The organism is Microbispora sp. H11081, from assembly GCF_012999535.1.
Lineage (GTDB): Bacteria > Actinomycetota > Actinomycetes > Streptosporangiales > Streptosporangiaceae > Microbispora.
The window spans coordinates 143462-156334 of sequence record NZ_JABBWV010000014.1; the positions used below are offsets into that span (position 1 = coordinate 143462).

The 12873-nt window shown below is 72.3% G+C and carries 16 protein-coding genes and 1 riboswitch; of the genes, 12 read left to right on the forward strand and 4 right to left on the reverse strand.

Going from position 1 to position 12873, the window contains the following annotated elements; genetic code table 11:
• Positions 1-6 precede the first annotated feature (6 nt).
• Positions 7-1191 (forward strand): hypothetical protein, encoded by a 1185-nt coding sequence (locus HHX31_RS27710; RefSeq protein ID WP_211590409.1) that lies wholly within the window; start codon positions 7-9, stop codon positions 1189-1191.
• Here HHX31_RS27710 and HHX31_RS27715 read toward each other — a convergent pair whose 3' ends face one another.
• Complete coding sequence (locus HHX31_RS27715) at positions 1192-2076, reverse strand: NAD-dependent epimerase/dehydratase family protein (protein ID WP_169951675.1); 885 nt, start codon at positions 2074-2076, stop codon at positions 1192-1194.
• 161 nt (positions 2077-2237) lie between these two features.
• Between HHX31_RS27715 and HHX31_RS27720 the strand changes: the two genes are divergently transcribed.
• The 4 genes from HHX31_RS27720 (at position 2238) to HHX31_RS27735 (ending at position 4843) form a co-directional block, all read left to right on the forward strand.
• Positions 2238-3089, forward strand: coding sequence for a helix-turn-helix transcriptional regulator (locus HHX31_RS27720; RefSeq protein WP_169951677.1), 852 nt, complete (start codon positions 2238-2240; stop codon positions 3087-3089).
• Between the two features lie 127 nt (positions 3090-3216).
• Positions 3217-3645, forward strand: a complete 429-nt coding sequence (locus HHX31_RS27725; RefSeq protein ID WP_169951679.1) for a hypothetical protein — start codon at positions 3217-3219, stop codon at positions 3643-3645.
• Positions 3639-3872 (forward strand): helix-turn-helix transcriptional regulator, encoded by a 234-nt coding sequence (locus HHX31_RS27730; RefSeq protein WP_030510150.1) that lies wholly within the window; start codon positions 3639-3641, stop codon positions 3870-3872. Before HHX31_RS27725 ends, HHX31_RS27730 begins: the two co-directional genes overlap by 7 nt.
• Complete coding sequence (locus HHX31_RS27735; protein ID WP_169951681.1) at positions 3869-4843, forward strand: NAD(P)-dependent alcohol dehydrogenase; 975 nt, start codon at positions 3869-3871, stop codon at positions 4841-4843. Before HHX31_RS27730 ends, HHX31_RS27735 begins: the two co-directional genes overlap by 4 nt.
• 6 nt (positions 4844-4849) lie before the next feature.
• On the opposite strand, the gene HHX31_RS27740 is transcribed toward HHX31_RS27735, so the two are convergent.
• Positions 4850-5251, reverse strand: a complete 402-nt coding sequence (locus HHX31_RS27740) for a nuclear transport factor 2 family protein (RefSeq protein WP_169951683.1) — start codon at positions 5249-5251, stop codon at positions 4850-4852.
• 111 nt (positions 5252-5362) lie between these two features.
• Between HHX31_RS27740 and HHX31_RS27745 the strand changes: the two genes are divergently transcribed.
• From HHX31_RS27745 to HHX31_RS27760, 4 genes are all read left to right on the forward strand, one after another.
• On the forward strand, positions 5363-5947 hold the full coding sequence (locus HHX31_RS27745; RefSeq protein WP_169951685.1) for a TetR/AcrR family transcriptional regulator: 585 nt from the start codon (positions 5363-5365) through the stop codon (positions 5945-5947).
• 83 nt (positions 5948-6030) lie between these two features.
• On the forward strand, positions 6031-6957 hold the full coding sequence (locus tag HHX31_RS27750) for an SPFH domain-containing protein (RefSeq protein ID WP_169951687.1): 927 nt from the start codon (positions 6031-6033) through the stop codon (positions 6955-6957).
• Between the two features lie 3 nt (positions 6958-6960).
• Positions 6961-7203: a hypothetical protein gene (locus tag HHX31_RS27755; protein ID WP_169951689.1), complete on the forward strand. Its 243-nt coding sequence runs from the start codon at positions 6961-6963 to the stop codon at positions 7201-7203.
• Positions 7204-7218: 15 nt separating this feature from the next.
• Complete coding sequence (locus tag HHX31_RS27760) at positions 7219-7845, forward strand: GPP34 family phosphoprotein (protein WP_169951691.1); 627 nt, start codon at positions 7219-7221, stop codon at positions 7843-7845.
• A gap of 27 nt (positions 7846-7872) precedes the next feature.
• Here the strand turns inward: HHX31_RS27760 and HHX31_RS27765 are convergent, their stop codons facing one another.
• Entirely contained in the window at positions 7873-8520 is a 648-nt protein-coding gene (locus HHX31_RS27765; protein ID WP_249346740.1) for an HNH endonuclease family protein, read from the reverse strand.
• Positions 8521-8726: 206 nt separating this feature from the next.
• Here HHX31_RS27765 and HHX31_RS27770 point away from each other — a divergent pair, with 206 nt between their 5' ends.
• The 3 genes from HHX31_RS27770 (at position 8727) to HHX31_RS27780 (ending at position 12091) form a co-directional block, all read left to right on the forward strand.
• Positions 8727-9680, forward strand: coding sequence for a hypothetical protein (locus HHX31_RS27770; RefSeq protein ID WP_169951693.1), 954 nt, complete (start codon positions 8727-8729; stop codon positions 9678-9680).
• Between the two features lie 57 nt (positions 9681-9737).
• The gene (locus HHX31_RS27775) at positions 9738-10829 is read left to right on the forward strand and encodes a hypothetical protein (protein WP_169951695.1); all 1092 of its coding nucleotides are present in this window, start codon (positions 9738-9740) and stop codon (positions 10827-10829) included.
• 370 nt (positions 10830-11199) lie between these two features.
• Positions 11200-11357, forward strand: a riboswitch (cyclic di-AMP (ydaO/yuaA leader).
• Between the two features lie 56 nt (positions 11358-11413).
• Positions 11414-12091 carry a C40 family peptidase gene (locus HHX31_RS27780; protein WP_211590410.1) on the forward strand — a complete coding sequence of 226 codons (678 nt, stop codon included), beginning with the start codon at positions 11414-11416 and terminating at the stop codon, positions 12089-12091.
• A 95-nt stretch (positions 12092-12186) separates the two neighbouring features.
• On the opposite strand, the gene HHX31_RS27785 is transcribed toward HHX31_RS27780, so the two are convergent.
• On the reverse strand, positions 12187-12837 hold the full coding sequence (locus tag HHX31_RS27785; RefSeq protein WP_169951697.1) for a class I SAM-dependent methyltransferase: 651 nt from the start codon (positions 12835-12837) through the stop codon (positions 12187-12189).
• Between the last annotated feature and the right edge of the window lie 36 nt (positions 12838-12873).

Here is a 12873-nt window from a genome sequence, read left to right on the forward strand (position 1 = left end):
CCCGTGTTGGCAGAGGCCACCGTGGTCCGGCTGCGCGAGCTCGCGTTCCGGCAGGACGGCTCGCAGTGGATCGTCGGCCGCCCGGACGGGGACGAGTTCGTCGCCGTGCCGTACGAGGGGATGCGGGCGATCGAACTGCTGTCGGCGGGCGCCACGGTCGAGGAGGCGGAACGCCGGCTGCGCGCGGAGACGGGGGCGGATCTCGACGTCGGCGACTTCGTCCGCGCCCTCGGCGAACTGGGCTTCCTCAACGAGCCGGGCGGCACGGCCGCTCCCGCCGGACCGCCGACACTGCCCCGGCTGCGCCCCCGGCACGTGCGGTGGACGCTGCACCCGCTGCTCCACCTGCCGGTCGCCGGCCTGGTAGCGGCCGGCATCACGGCGGCGGTCGTGCGGCCGGAGACGCTGCCGGGCTGGCGCGACCTGCTGTGGAGCGAGCGGGGCACGCTCGTGCTCGCGTCGCAGATCGCCGTCGGCTGGGGGCTGATCTTCCTGCACGAGATGGCCCACCTGTCGACCGCCAGGGCGGCGGGGGTGCCGGGCAGGATCCGGCTCGGCACCCGGCTGCAGTTCCTGGCCGTGCAGACCGAGGTGTCCGGCGTCTGGCTGGCCGGGCGGCGCGTCCGCCTGACGGTCTACCTCGCCGGAATGGCGACGGACGCGGCGGCCTGTGCCGCCGCGCTCCTGCTGACCGCCGCCGTGGGCCGCCACCCCGCGCTGTCGATGGTCGCGCTGACCTCGCTCGGCATGCTGGCCAGGCAGTTCCTCGTGTTCATGCGCACCGACGTCTACTTCCTGCTGCAGGACCTGAGCGGGTGCCGCAACATGTACGGCGACGCCTCCGCGTACGTCCGCCACCTGGCGCTGCGGCTGCTCCGGCGGCCCTCTCCCGACCCGCTCGCCCGGCTGCCGCGCAAGGAGCGCCGCGCGCTCCGCGCGTACGCGCTGCTGCTGGTCGCGGGCACCGCGGCCTGCCTTGGTGTGGCGTTCGCGGTGACGGCGCCCGCGACGCTGACGCTGCTCGACCGGGCCGTGCGCGGGCTGGCCGACCCCGTGGACCCGGTCGCCCGGCTGGACGCCGCCGCGGTGCTGCTGTCCGCGGTCGCGTTCCAGGCGATCTGGGCACGGGCCTGGTGGCGCAGGCACGGCCCGCGCGTACGGCGCGCGCTGCGCACGCGGCTGGGGCGTTGATCAGGACCGCGCGTAGGAGCCGCTCGTCAGCTCCTCGACCAGTCCGGGCCGTCGCGGTGCCCATCCGAACAGCCGCCGCGCCCGCGAGGCGTCCAGCGGCGACGAACGGGTGAGCGTGGCGGCGAGCGGCCCCATCGCGGCGGTCCCCTGCTCCAGCGTGAGCGACACGGCCTGGGCGCCGGTCAGGCCGGCGACCGCCTCGGCCATCCGCCGGATCGGGGTCCGCTCGGCCGAGGCGGCGTTGACGACGACCCCGGGCTCGCGGCGCTCCAGCGCGGCGACGTACAGCGCCGCGAGGTCGTCGACGTGCACCGACGACCACTCGTTTGCGCCGTCGCCGATGTAGGGCACCATCCCGCTCTGCCGGCCGGCGCCGATGAGCCCCTGGAGCAGGCCCGACCCGCCGCGCCCGTAGACAAGCGCCGCCCGGATCACCGTGCCCGCCACGTGGCCGGCGGCCAGGACCTGCCGCTCGCCGAGCACCTTGTACGGCTGCGCCGACGTCTCGGGGGTGACGGGGTGGTCCTCGTCCACGGTGGCGCCCTGCCGGTCCGGGTAGACCAGGCCCGTGCTGGTGTAGACGAACGCGCCGCCGTCGTGCAGGCCGTCCAGCAGCGCCGCGAGGGCGTCGTGCTCGATCTCGCCCATGCCAGGATCGGCGTAGTCCACGGCGGCGTGGACCACGGCCTCGGCCGACGCGGCGGCGCCGCGCAGGACGTCGAGGTCCCGCAGGCTCCCGGCCACCGCCTTGGCGCCCAGCCCTTCGACCCGCTCGCGGGCCTCGTCCGAGCGGGCCAGGGCGACCACCTCGTGGTCGGCCCTGACGAGGTGCTCGGCGACGACTCCGCCGACGTAGCCGCTGGCGCCGGTGATGAGAATTCGCATGATCGTGTGCCTCCCGTGAGGTCGGTGACCGCGGCGTGTCCGCGTCCGCCGCCGGTCGGTGCCAACCCCACCGTCGCTTCCGGCCGTCCCGCACAGCCAGGGACCGAGAGTCCGTGGCTGAGGGGGTCCGCGCGGCCGACGCCGGGCGTACGGTCACAAGCATGGACAAGCATGGCCTGGCGCGGTTCCTCCGGAGCAAGCGGGAGAGCATCGACCCCGCCGACGTCGGCCTGCCCCTGGGACGCCGCCGCCGCACCCCGGGCCTGCGGCGCGAGGAGGTCGCCCAGCTCGCGTACGTCTCGGTGGACCACTACACGCGGCTGGAACAGGCGCGGGGCCGTCACCCGTCGCGGCGGGTGCTCGACGGCATCGCCCGCGCCCTGCGTCTGTCGGACCAGGAGCGGGCCCACCTGTTCCACCTCGCCGGTGAGCTGGAGGAGAGCCGATCAGGGGAGCCGGTGAGCGAGGTGCGCCCGAGCACGCTGAGCCTGGTCAACCGGCTGACCGACGCCGCCGCGATCGTCGTGGACGACACGTGCCGCGTGCTGGCCTGGAACCCGCTGGCGGCAGCCCTGTTCGAGGACTTCTCGGCCCTGGCCGGCCAGGAGCGCAACGTCATCAGGCGCTACTTCCTGCATCCCGACCCGGAGCGGCGGCACTACGGGATGAGCAGCCCTGAACGGTTCGCCGTCACGGCGGTCAGCTATCTGCGCGTCGCCGCGACCCGCTATCCGGACAGCCACGAGCTGAACAGCCTGATCGCGGAACTGGTGGCGGGGAGCGAGGACTTCGCCCGGCTGTGGAACTCGCAGCGGTTCCACATCGAGCGTCACCTGCACCAGACCGTGCGGCACCCGCGCGTCGGGCCGATCGAGCTGGACTTCGACGTGCTCACGGTGCCCGACCAGGAGCAGCAGGTGGTCATCTTCACCGCCGAGCCGGGGTCCACGGCCTACGAGTCCCTGCAGTTCCTGAAGGTCGTCGGCGCCGAGCGGACGCCCGCCGACGCCTGATCCACGCCCGCCGACGTCCATCTCCCCGCCCGTCGGCGGTTGATGTAAAAAGTTCTGTACATCACGTCAAAGACGGTTTACCTTGATGGTGTCAAAGATTCTGTACATCCAGAGAGGGGAGCCGATCATGACGCACGAGGAGAAGCGCGCCTGGATCCGGCTGGTCGTCGCCGTGGTCGCCTACGCCGTGTACGTCGTCACCATCCTCAGACGGGCGGACGGAGGCCCGCTATCAGATGTGCCGTACGCCGCCGCCCTGCTGTGGACGATCGGCGGGGCGATCGGCGCGGCGATCCTGGCCGAGATCGGGATGGCGATCGTCAATCCGCGGGCCTCGCGCGTCATCGACGTCCGCGACAAGGAGATCGGGCGGCTCGGCGACTACACCGGTCAGGCGTTCGTGGCCATCGGGGCGCTCGCGGCGATGCTCATGGCCGTGGCGGAGTGGGACGGGTTCTGGATCGCCAACGTGATCTACCTCTTCTTCGTCCTGTCGGCGATCCTCAGCGACACCACCAAGATCATCCTCTATCGCAGGAGCGTGCCGGAGTGGTGAAGCCCACCCGAGTGACGAACCGCATCCGCGCACTGCGGTTCGCCCACGACGAGATGACCCAGGCCGAACTCGCCGAGCGCATCGGCGTGACCAGGCAGACCGTCATCGCCATCGAGCAGGGCCGATACTCGCCGTCCCTGGAGATGGCCTTCCGGATCGCCCGGGTGTTCGGCGCCCCGCTCGACGACGTGTTCCAGTATCCCGACCTCCCCGAGGAGACGAAATGAAAGCCATCGTCCAGGACGCGTACGGCCCGGCCGACGTGCTCGAATTACGCGACGTCGACCGCCCCTCGATCCGCGGCGACGAGGTGCTCGTCGAGGTCCGCGCGGCCGCCGTGGACCCCGGCGTGTGGGTCCTCATGACCGGCACGCCGTACCTCGCGCGCGCCGGGTTCGGGCTGCGCCGCCCCAAGGTTCCCGTCCGGGGCCGCGACGTCGCCGGGGTGGTGACGGCCGTCGGCGCCGGCGTCACCCGCTTCAGGCCCGGTCAGGAGGTGTACGGCGCCTGCCCCAACGGCTCGCTCGCCGAGTTCGCGAGGGCGCCGCAGGCCCGCCTCGCGCCGAAGCCGGCCAACCTCACGTTCGAACAGGCCGCCGCGGTGCCGGTCTCCGGCATGACGGCGCTGCAGGCCGTACGCGACGTCGCCGGCGTGCGCCCGGGGCAGCGGGTGCTGGTGATCGGCGCGTCGGGAGGCGTGGGGTCGTTCGCCGTGCAGATCGCCAAGGCGCTCGGCGCGAGCGTCACCGGCGTGTGCGCGACGGCGAAGGCGGACTTCGTGCGGTCGCTCGGGGCCGACGACGTCATCGACTACACCCGCGAGGAGATCGACCACGACGGCGCGCGCTACGACGTCGTCGTCGACACCGCGGGCAACCGGCCGCTGTCCCTGCTGCGGCGCGTCCTGACCCCGCGCGGCACGCTGGCGATCGTCGGCGGCGGGCACACGGCATACCGCTTCACCGGTGGCATGGGACGCACGTTCCGGGCGCCGCTGCTGTCGGCTTTCACGCGGCAGCGACTGCGCCCGATGTTCTCCCGCGAGCGCGCCGACCACCTGGAGGAACTGACCCGGCTCATCGAGTCCGGCGCCGTCATTCCGGCCGTCGACCGCACCTATCCCCTCGCCGCCGCGCCCGACGCGATCCGGCACCTCATGGAAGGCCACCCCGCCGGCAAGGTCGTCGTCACCGTGTGACCGCCCTCAGGACGTCAGGGGCATCCGGCGGGCGCGGACCGTGCGGCGACTGATCCGCCAGCCGTGGTCGTCACGCACGAGCGTGTCCTCGTAGGTCACGCTGCCCGTGGTCCCGTCGGCGTTGACCCCGATGCCCTTCGAGATCGCTCGCGCCCGGCCGTCCGCCGCCTCGGTGACGACGATGTTGGTCACGTGATGGGCGACCGGGTTCCCCTCGCCCAGGGCGAGCGCGGCGTCGCGCAGCGCCGCGAGCCCGACGATCACCCCGCCGCCGAGATCACCGACGTCGTAGACCACGTCGGGCACGAACACCTCGCGCAGGCCGTCGAAGTCGCCGCTGTCCGTGAGATGGCCGTGCAGGTTGATCAGGTCCGTGATGGCCGTGCGGTCGTCGGCAGTCAGGGTCATCGTCCTCCGCCGTTCCATCCAAATGGGGAGCTCCCCGTCTAAGGTTGTCACCGTAAACGGGGAACTCCCCGGATAGCAAGAGAAGCCCGATAGCAAAAGAAGGGAGTGCGGATGACGTCGAGTGGTCCCGAGCCCGCGCCGCCCGGCCGTACGCGCAGGGCGGACGCCTCGCGCAACGCCGCACTGCTGCTCGCCGCCGCACGCGAACTCGTCGCGGAGTCGGGGCCGGAGGTCGCGCTGGACGAGGTGGCGCGGCGAGCCGGCGTCGGCAACGCGACCCTGTATCGGCACTTCCCCACCCGCGCCGACCTGCTCGTCGCCGTGTACGCGGACGAGGTGGCGGAGTTGTGCCGCAGGGGCGCCGACCTGCCGCCGGGCCTCTCCCCGGCCGACGCGCTCTTCTCCTGGCTGGACGCGTTCGTCGTGCACGTCGCGACGAAGCGGCCGCTCGCACTCGCGGCCACGGAAGGTCCCACCGGCCGTCGTAGCGCGTTGTTCGACCAGTGGCACACCTCGATCCACGCCACCGCGTCCGACCTGCTGCGGCGGGCACAGGACGCCGGTGCCGTGCGGCCCGGACTCACCGTGACCGACCTGCTGGCCCTCGCCGGCGGCGCGGCACTCACCGGAACCGATGTGGCCCACGCCCGGCGGCTCACCGCGCTCCTGCGCCGCGGCCTGGAAACCGGCGACTGAGGGTTCGGCTCCTTGGGCCAGAACAGGTCTGGCGAAAAGTGATATCACTTTGCTAGTGTCGTGCTAGACACCGAGGAGAAGACATGACAGATCTGCAGATCGCCGTCGACATGCCGGCCCCCCAGACCCACGAGCGGACGGCGCGAGCGACCGCCGGATGGCCCATGCTGATCCTGGCCCTGGTGGGCCTGCTGATCCCGGTCGCGCTGATCCCCATCGGAGCCGTCCTCGCGGCCGAGGGCAGCGTGGGCGCGGGGACGGCACTGATCGTCGCCGGGACGCTGCTCCTCCTGGCGGCCGTCGTCGTCCTCACCGGGCTCACCGCGGTCGCGCCGGGCGAGGCGCGCGTGATCCAGTTGCTCGGCCGCTACGTGGGCACGGTCCGCACGCCCGGCCTCCGGTTCGTGGCTCCCTTCACCCAGAAGCGCCGGGTGTCGACCAGGATCCGCAACCACGAGACCGACATCACCAAGGTCAACGACGCCGACGGCAACCCGATCGAGATGGCCGCCGTGGTGGTGTGGCAGGTCGAGGACACGGCGAAGGCCGTCTTCGAGGTCGACGACTTCGTGGAGTTCGTCGCCTTCCAGACCGAGACCGCGGTCCGGCACATCGCCGGCAGCTACCCGTACGACGGGCACGACGACATGCTGTCCCTGCGCCAGAACGCGGACGAGATCACCGGCCGCCTGTCGGCCGAGATCCAGGCCCGGGTCGCCTCCGCCGGGGTCAAGGTCATCGAGTCGCGCATCACCCGCCTGGCGTACGCTCCCGAGATCGCGCAGGCGATGCTGCGCCGCCAGCAGGCGGGCGCGGTCGTCGCGGCCCGGCAGCGGATCGTGGACGGCGCGGTCGGCATGGTCGAGGCCGCCCTGGCCCGCCTCGACGCGCACAACGTGATCGAACTCGACGAGGAGCGCAAGGCCACCATGGTCAGCAACCTGCTCGTCGTCCTGTGCGGCGACCGCGACGTGCAGCCCGTGGTGAACACCGGCTCCCTGTACCACTAGACCGTGGCAAGCGAAAGAAAGAGCATCCTGCTGCGACTGGACCCCGCGGTGCACGACGCGCTGGCCCGCTGGGCCGGCGACGAACTGCGCAGCACCAACGCGCAGATCGAGTTCCTGCTGCGCCGGGCGCTGTCGGAGGCGGGACGGCTCCCGGGCAACGCCGCTCGCATCCCCCGGCGCGGCCGGCCCGCCAAGAAGGAGACCCCGGCTCCGGAATCCCCCGCCGCCGGCCCACCCGACGACTGAGAGGAGGGCGGTCCCGTGGACGTCCCCGGTTCCCTGACGGCCCAGCTCTATCTCCTGGCCTACGACCCCCGCAAGGAGCGGGTGGTGACGAACTACCGCCTCCCCTACCTGCTGCGCGCGGCCGCGCTCACCGATCTGCTGCTCATGGGCCGGATCGCCGACGACGACGGCAAGGTCCGCGTGGTGTCGAAGGACCGGCTCGGCGACCCGGTCCTCGACGGCCTGCTCCACCAGCTCGCGGAGTCGGGGCCCCGCCCGTGGCGGCACTGGATCGGCAAGGACGGCCGGGCCACCGTCCGGGCGGTCCGGGACGAGCTGGAGATGCGCCGCTGGGTCAGGGTGGAGCTGCGCCAGCCGTTCCTGATCTTCAACAGGAGCGCCGTCCGCGTACGCGACACGCGGGTGGTGAAGCGCCTCGCGGCGCGGGTGGCCGGCGCCCTCTCCGGGCCGGTGTCCCGGATCGGCGACCGCGACGCGGCCCTCGTCGGGCTGGCCGCCGCGGCGGATCTCGGCACGGTGCTCCCGCGCGCGAAACAGCGGGCGCACAAGCGGCGCATCGAGCAGCTGACAGAACGCGGCGGCCCGGCGGCGGCCGCCCTGCGCAAGGTCATCCAGCAGGCCCGCGGCGCGAGCGGCGGCTGAGCCCGCCCGCCGGCCGCGCGGGCCCGGTCATCGCCGGCAGGTGCGGAGCATGTTGAGCAGGGCCACCTTCTCCTTCTTGGTGACGAAGAGCCGGTAGTGGCGCTTCACGGTGATCCAGGAGGTCGCGTAACGGCACCAGTAGGCGCGGCGCGGCGGACGCCAGCTCTGCGGGCCCTGACCTCCCTTGGCCATGTTGACGGAGTGGCTCACCACGACCAGTTCCGGACGGGTGAGGTCGTTGGCGAACGCGCGCCGCTTCGCCTGGCTCCACCGCTTGGCGCCGGAGCGCCAGGCGTACGCCAGGGGAACGACGTGGTCGACGTCGGTCTGCTTCACGCTCTTCAGCACCTTGCCGTCGTACGGGCTGTACCAGACGCCCTTCACGGCCTGGCAGGCGGCGTTCCTGCGCACTCCCCGGCCCTGGCGGGCGAGGACCACCTCCCGCGCGTCGCATGTCCCCTTGTGGTGCGCCCATCGCGGCTGGAACCGCTGGTGGCTGTACCCGCGGATCGACAGCGGCTTGGCGACCTTCAGCTGATCCAGCATGCGACGGGCCCGCGATCCGGTGTCGGCCGCGGCCTGCGGGGCGAGCACGACGGCGGTGACGGGGAGGAGCAGACAGGAGAGCGCGGCGACCCGGAGCGTGCGATGCAGGTAGATCATGGTTACAGCCATACCAAAATTCCCCACCCAGCGTGACGATACGCGTAGATCCGGGTGACGGCCCGCGGGCGGTGGCGCTCGCGGCGCCCGCGGGCCATGCCTGCCGGCCGGCGTGCCGATGTCGCGCGCCGCCGCCCGAGGGTGGCCGCGACCAGCACCGGGGGTAATCCGGCACTTGATACACGAACATTCTTGGGATCTCCGGCATCTCACCCGGCATGAGACTGCGCATTGCCCTCACGGCACTGCTGCTAACCGCCGTGCCGCTGACCGTCGTGCCTTTGGCCGTCGTGCCTTTGGCCGCACGGCCCGCAGCGGCGGCCACGCCCGTCACGATCGCGTACGCGCAGCGGACGCAGGCGTGGGAACTGGTGCTGACCGACGGACAGGTGGTGCGGGTGCCGGAGGCGCTCGCCGTGGCGCCCAAGGACACCGTCAACGCAGGCGCGCAGGCGCCGTTCCTGATCAGCGGAGACGGCCGGCATTACTTCTACTACCGCAGGTCGGACGGGCTGTTCGTCACGCGCGCCCTCGGCGGCAGGGAGAAGGTGGTGTCGCGGCAGATCACGGCGGCCTCCATCGACGAGGAGTGGCCGCTGGTGTCGGACGACGGCGGCTGGGTGGTCACCACAACCTCGGCGCCGGGAATGGGGGTCTTCGTGGACCTGCGGACCGGCAGGACGTATCCTCCGCCCCGAGGGGCGGACGCCTGGGGGTTCGCCGGATTCAGCCCGGACGGCAAGCGGCTGCTGCTGACAGGGGATCGGGTGACGGTGTTCGACCGTGGGCTGGGTGTCCGGCTGCGGCTGAAGACGCGCCTGTCGCCGATGGCGCTGGCGAACGACTACCGCACGGCGGCGGTGCCCGTCGGCACTTGGCCGAGATATCGCGCGTTCCGCCTGCTCGACCTGCGCACCGGGCACGCGAGCCGCGCGGTGACCGTGCGGTTGCCCCGCGGCCGGTACATCGACGACCTCGACTTCGACCGGACCGGACGCGTGATCGTCCGGTCGAAGACCACGACGGGCGTGGCGGTCTACCGGGTCTCCAAGGCCACCGGCAAGGCGACGCTGCTGCGGACGGTCGCCAGGCCCGGCGCGAAGGTCTGGGTGCTGCCGGGAGACAGCGCGTACGAGCCGTGGACGGAACGGACGAGCAAATCGTCCCGGTGACGAAGTGAACGGATCGCCCCGGCCGGACGTCATCCTCATGACAGAAGGGGAGGCGTTGTGCGTACCGCGTTCGTCTCGGGAATGACAGTGCTCGCGCTGGCGTGCGCGCCCGCCGTGGCGGCCTCCGGCGGGACCCGCCAGGACGGCAGTGCGGGCGAGAGCGCCGCGGCCTGGCGGCTGGCGAGGGTGAACACCCTGCCCGGTGACGACGTGCTCGACGACGTGACGGTCCTGGGCGACGGGTCGGTGTGGGCCGCCGGTCACCGGGTCGTGAACGGGAGGATGCGGGGCCTCGTCCAGAGGTATGACGGCCGGTCCTGGAAGGTGATCCCCGGCGCCCCGTCGTACGAGCTGAACGCGGTGACGGCCACCTCGAACCGCAACGTGTGGGTCTTCGGCCACGGCAAGGCCGCCCGGTGGAACGGCCGCGCGTGGACCACCCTCTCGCTGGGCGGCGCGTTCTCGGCGACGGACGCCGACGCGACGGGCGCGAGGGACGTCTGGGCGGTGGCCGGGTCCTCGACGTCGGCCAGGCACTGGACGGGGTCCTCATGGCGCAGCGTGCGGCTGCCGGCCCGCGCCGCCGCCGTCGACGCGTACAAAGCCGGGGACGCCTGGGCGGCGGGGAGCAGGGGCGACCGCCCCGCGGTCATGCGATGGAACGGGAAATCCTGGGCGCTCATGCCCACCCCCGCGATCACGCTTCCCGCTCCCGGCGCCTCCGCCTACCTCAACGACATCGCCGTCCTGGGCCCCCGGAACGTGTGGGCCGTCGGCGGTGTCACCTGGGAGGGCGCGAACGACGAGGGTGACGACGTCACCTACAACCGCACCCTGGTCATGCGCTGGAACGGCACGTCGTGGGTCGCCTCGGTCGGCGCCGCCAACGCGCAGCCGTACACGGAGGTGGAGCCCGACGGCAGCGGCGGCGTGTGGGTCGTGCAGGGCAGCTGGAACCCCGCCCTGTGGCAGGTCACGGGCTCGGCGTGGCGGAGCGTCCCGCTCCCCCGGAAGGCGGGCACAGAAGCCGTCCTGTTCTCCATCGCGCGCAGGCCGGGCACGGCCACGCTCTGGGGTGCGGGCTTCACCGTGCCGCAGGGCGACCCCGACGACCCCTCGGCCAACGGCGCGTTCTGGCGTACGCGCTGACCGGCTCGTCCGCGAACCCGGCCGCGCCCAGTCCCGAGTGCCCGGCCCTCTCGCCTGACGTACGCCGGTAGGCCGCCCGGACGAGCGCCGGCGCGGCGTCGCGGGCTCTCCCGGCGGTGCTCGTACCAGGTGTGACGAGCAGCGCGTTCTCCCGTTCATAACGCGCTGACCTGCGAGCATTGCACGATTGATCCCTTTTGTGCGCCGACTGTCCCTTTATGCACCCTTTACTCCCACATGGGCGAGTTGGTAGTTTCCATGTCCTGCGGCAGCGGCGCACCCCCAATGCGCCGTCGTCGCGAACCGGCCCCGCCGTGTTTGACAACGACCATCCACTGTCACCGCCGCCACGTCCTCTCCACCCCCCGGGGCGCCGGTGATGCCGAATCCGTGCGGCAAGGAGGCACGGAGCCGGGGAACCAGCCGACCTTCGACGAAGGTCCGGGGTGAATCGGCGCGCGAGCGCCGTAGGGCGGCTTCCCTGCCCGAATCCGTCAGCTAACCCGGCAGGCGCAAGCGGAAGACCCAAGGAGAGCCCCCTGTCCGCCAACCCCGCCACCCTGTCCCACGTCGTCCGCCTCACGATGAGCGGCGTCGCGCTCACCGCCTTCGCGGTGGCCGTCCCCGCCCTGCCCGCGGCCGCCGCGCCGGGAACGACCCCCGAGCCGCAGCCCGTCCCCCCGGTCCCACCCCAGCCCGTCGCGACGGAAACCGCCCAGGTCACCACCCCACCGGCCACCCCACCGGCTACCACGCCCGTCACCGCACCAACCGCAGCGCCGATCACCACGCCGACCACCGCGCCGACCGCAGCGCCGACCACCGCGCTGGCGTTCCGTGCTGCCAGGGCCGCCCGGAACGCCGCCGCAAACGAGAAGCTCGCCAAGTCCGCTCTCCAGCAGGAGAAGGCCAAGCGCGCCATCGAGGTGGCGAAGAGGCAACTCGGCGACCCCTACGTGTGGGGCGCCACCGGCCCGAGCGCGTTCGACTGCTCCGGGCTGGTCCAGTTCGCCTGGCGCAAGGCCGGAGTCAAGCTGCCGCGCACCACGTGGTCGATGCTCGGCGCCGTCAAGAAGAAGGTCTCCCTGGCCCGCCTCAAACCCGGCGACCTCGTCTTCACCGGCGGCGGCGGCCACGTGGGCATCTACATCGGGAACAAGAAGGTGATCAACGCCCCCCACAGCGGCGCGGTCGTCCGCGTCGACAGTCTCAAGGGCTACTGGAAGAGAGGCTTCCTCACGGCTGTACGCCCGGGCGTCTGACACCGGGCGCGAAGACGCCTATCCCCGGCGGGGACGGCCCGGCGCGTGCCGCCGCCCGTCTCCGCCGGGACGCCCAGGTCCTGGCCGGGAGGGGTTCAGAGCGGGCGGACGGCGTCGACGTAGTACAGCACCGGCCCCACCGTGCCTGTCCTCTCGATACGGAGGCCGGCGCCGGGGACCAGTTCGGCGAGCGTTTCCGGCATGGTCGGCCGCATGGCAGGACCGGCCACCAGGGCCGCGAGACGGGCGAAGAGACGGTTGGCCGGCGGCCGGAACTCGGCGATCAGCAGGCGTCCGCCCGGCCGCAGCACGCGGAACATCTCGCCCATCGCGGCGCCGCGGGCGGAGACGGGCATGTGGTGCACGGCGAAGCTGGAGACCACGATGTCGAACGACGCGTCGGGGAAAGGCAGTTCCTGTCCCTCGCCCGCCTGGTAGGAGCAGTTGCCCGGCGAGCGCCGGCGGGCGTGACCGATCATCGCCGGTGACGGGTCGACGCCGGTCACCCGTCCTTCGGACCCCACGAGAGGAGCCAGCAGCCGGGTCAGATAGCCGGTGCCGCAGCCGACGTCGAGAATTCGATGGCCCGCTGCCGCGCCCGACAACAGGGCGAGACGCTCGTAGACGCTGCGGCGGCGGCCGAGAAAACCGATTTCCACCAGCGCCTCATAACGCCGCGGGTAATCGATTGTGCCGCCCCCGCCGTCGTGCTTCGCGTGACCATGCAAAAGCTTTTCCCCGTCCACTTGACTGCTCCTTGTTCCGAAACAATGTGTTCGGTT

Excerpts from the sequence above, each read along its gene's own strand:
- HHX31_RS27715 (WP_169951675.1), bottom strand. The coding sequence starts at position 2,076 with ATGCGAATTCTCATCACCGGCGCCAGCGGCTACGTCGGCGGAGTCGTC.
- HHX31_RS27720 (WP_169951677.1), top strand. The coding sequence starts at position 2,238 with ATGGACAAGCATGGCCTGGCGCGGTTCCTCCGGAGCAAGCGGGAGAGC.
- HHX31_RS27725 (WP_169951679.1), top strand. The coding sequence starts at position 3,217 with ATGACGCACGAGGAGAAGCGCGCCTGGATCCGGCTGGTCGTCGCCGTG.
- HHX31_RS27735 (WP_169951681.1), top strand. The coding sequence starts at position 3,869 with ATGAAAGCCATCGTCCAGGACGCGTACGGCCCGGCCGACGTGCTCGAA.
- HHX31_RS27740 (WP_169951683.1), bottom strand. The coding sequence starts at position 5,251 with ATGACCCTGACTGCCGACGACCGCACGGCCATCACGGACCTGATCAAC.
- HHX31_RS27745 (WP_169951685.1), top strand. The coding sequence starts at position 5,363 with ATGACGTCGAGTGGTCCCGAGCCCGCGCCGCCCGGCCGTACGCGCAGG.
- HHX31_RS27750 (WP_169951687.1), top strand. The coding sequence starts at position 6,031 with ATGACAGATCTGCAGATCGCCGTCGACATGCCGGCCCCCCAGACCCAC.
- HHX31_RS27765 (WP_249346740.1), bottom strand. The coding sequence starts at position 8,520 with ATGGCTGTAACCATGATCTACCTGCATCGCACGCTCCGGGTCGCCGCG.
- HHX31_RS27770 (WP_169951693.1), top strand. The coding sequence starts at position 8,727 with ATGAGACTGCGCATTGCCCTCACGGCACTGCTGCTAACCGCCGTGCCG.
- HHX31_RS27780 (WP_211590410.1), top strand. The coding sequence starts at position 11,414 with ATGAGCGGCGTCGCGCTCACCGCCTTCGCGGTGGCCGTCCCCGCCCTG.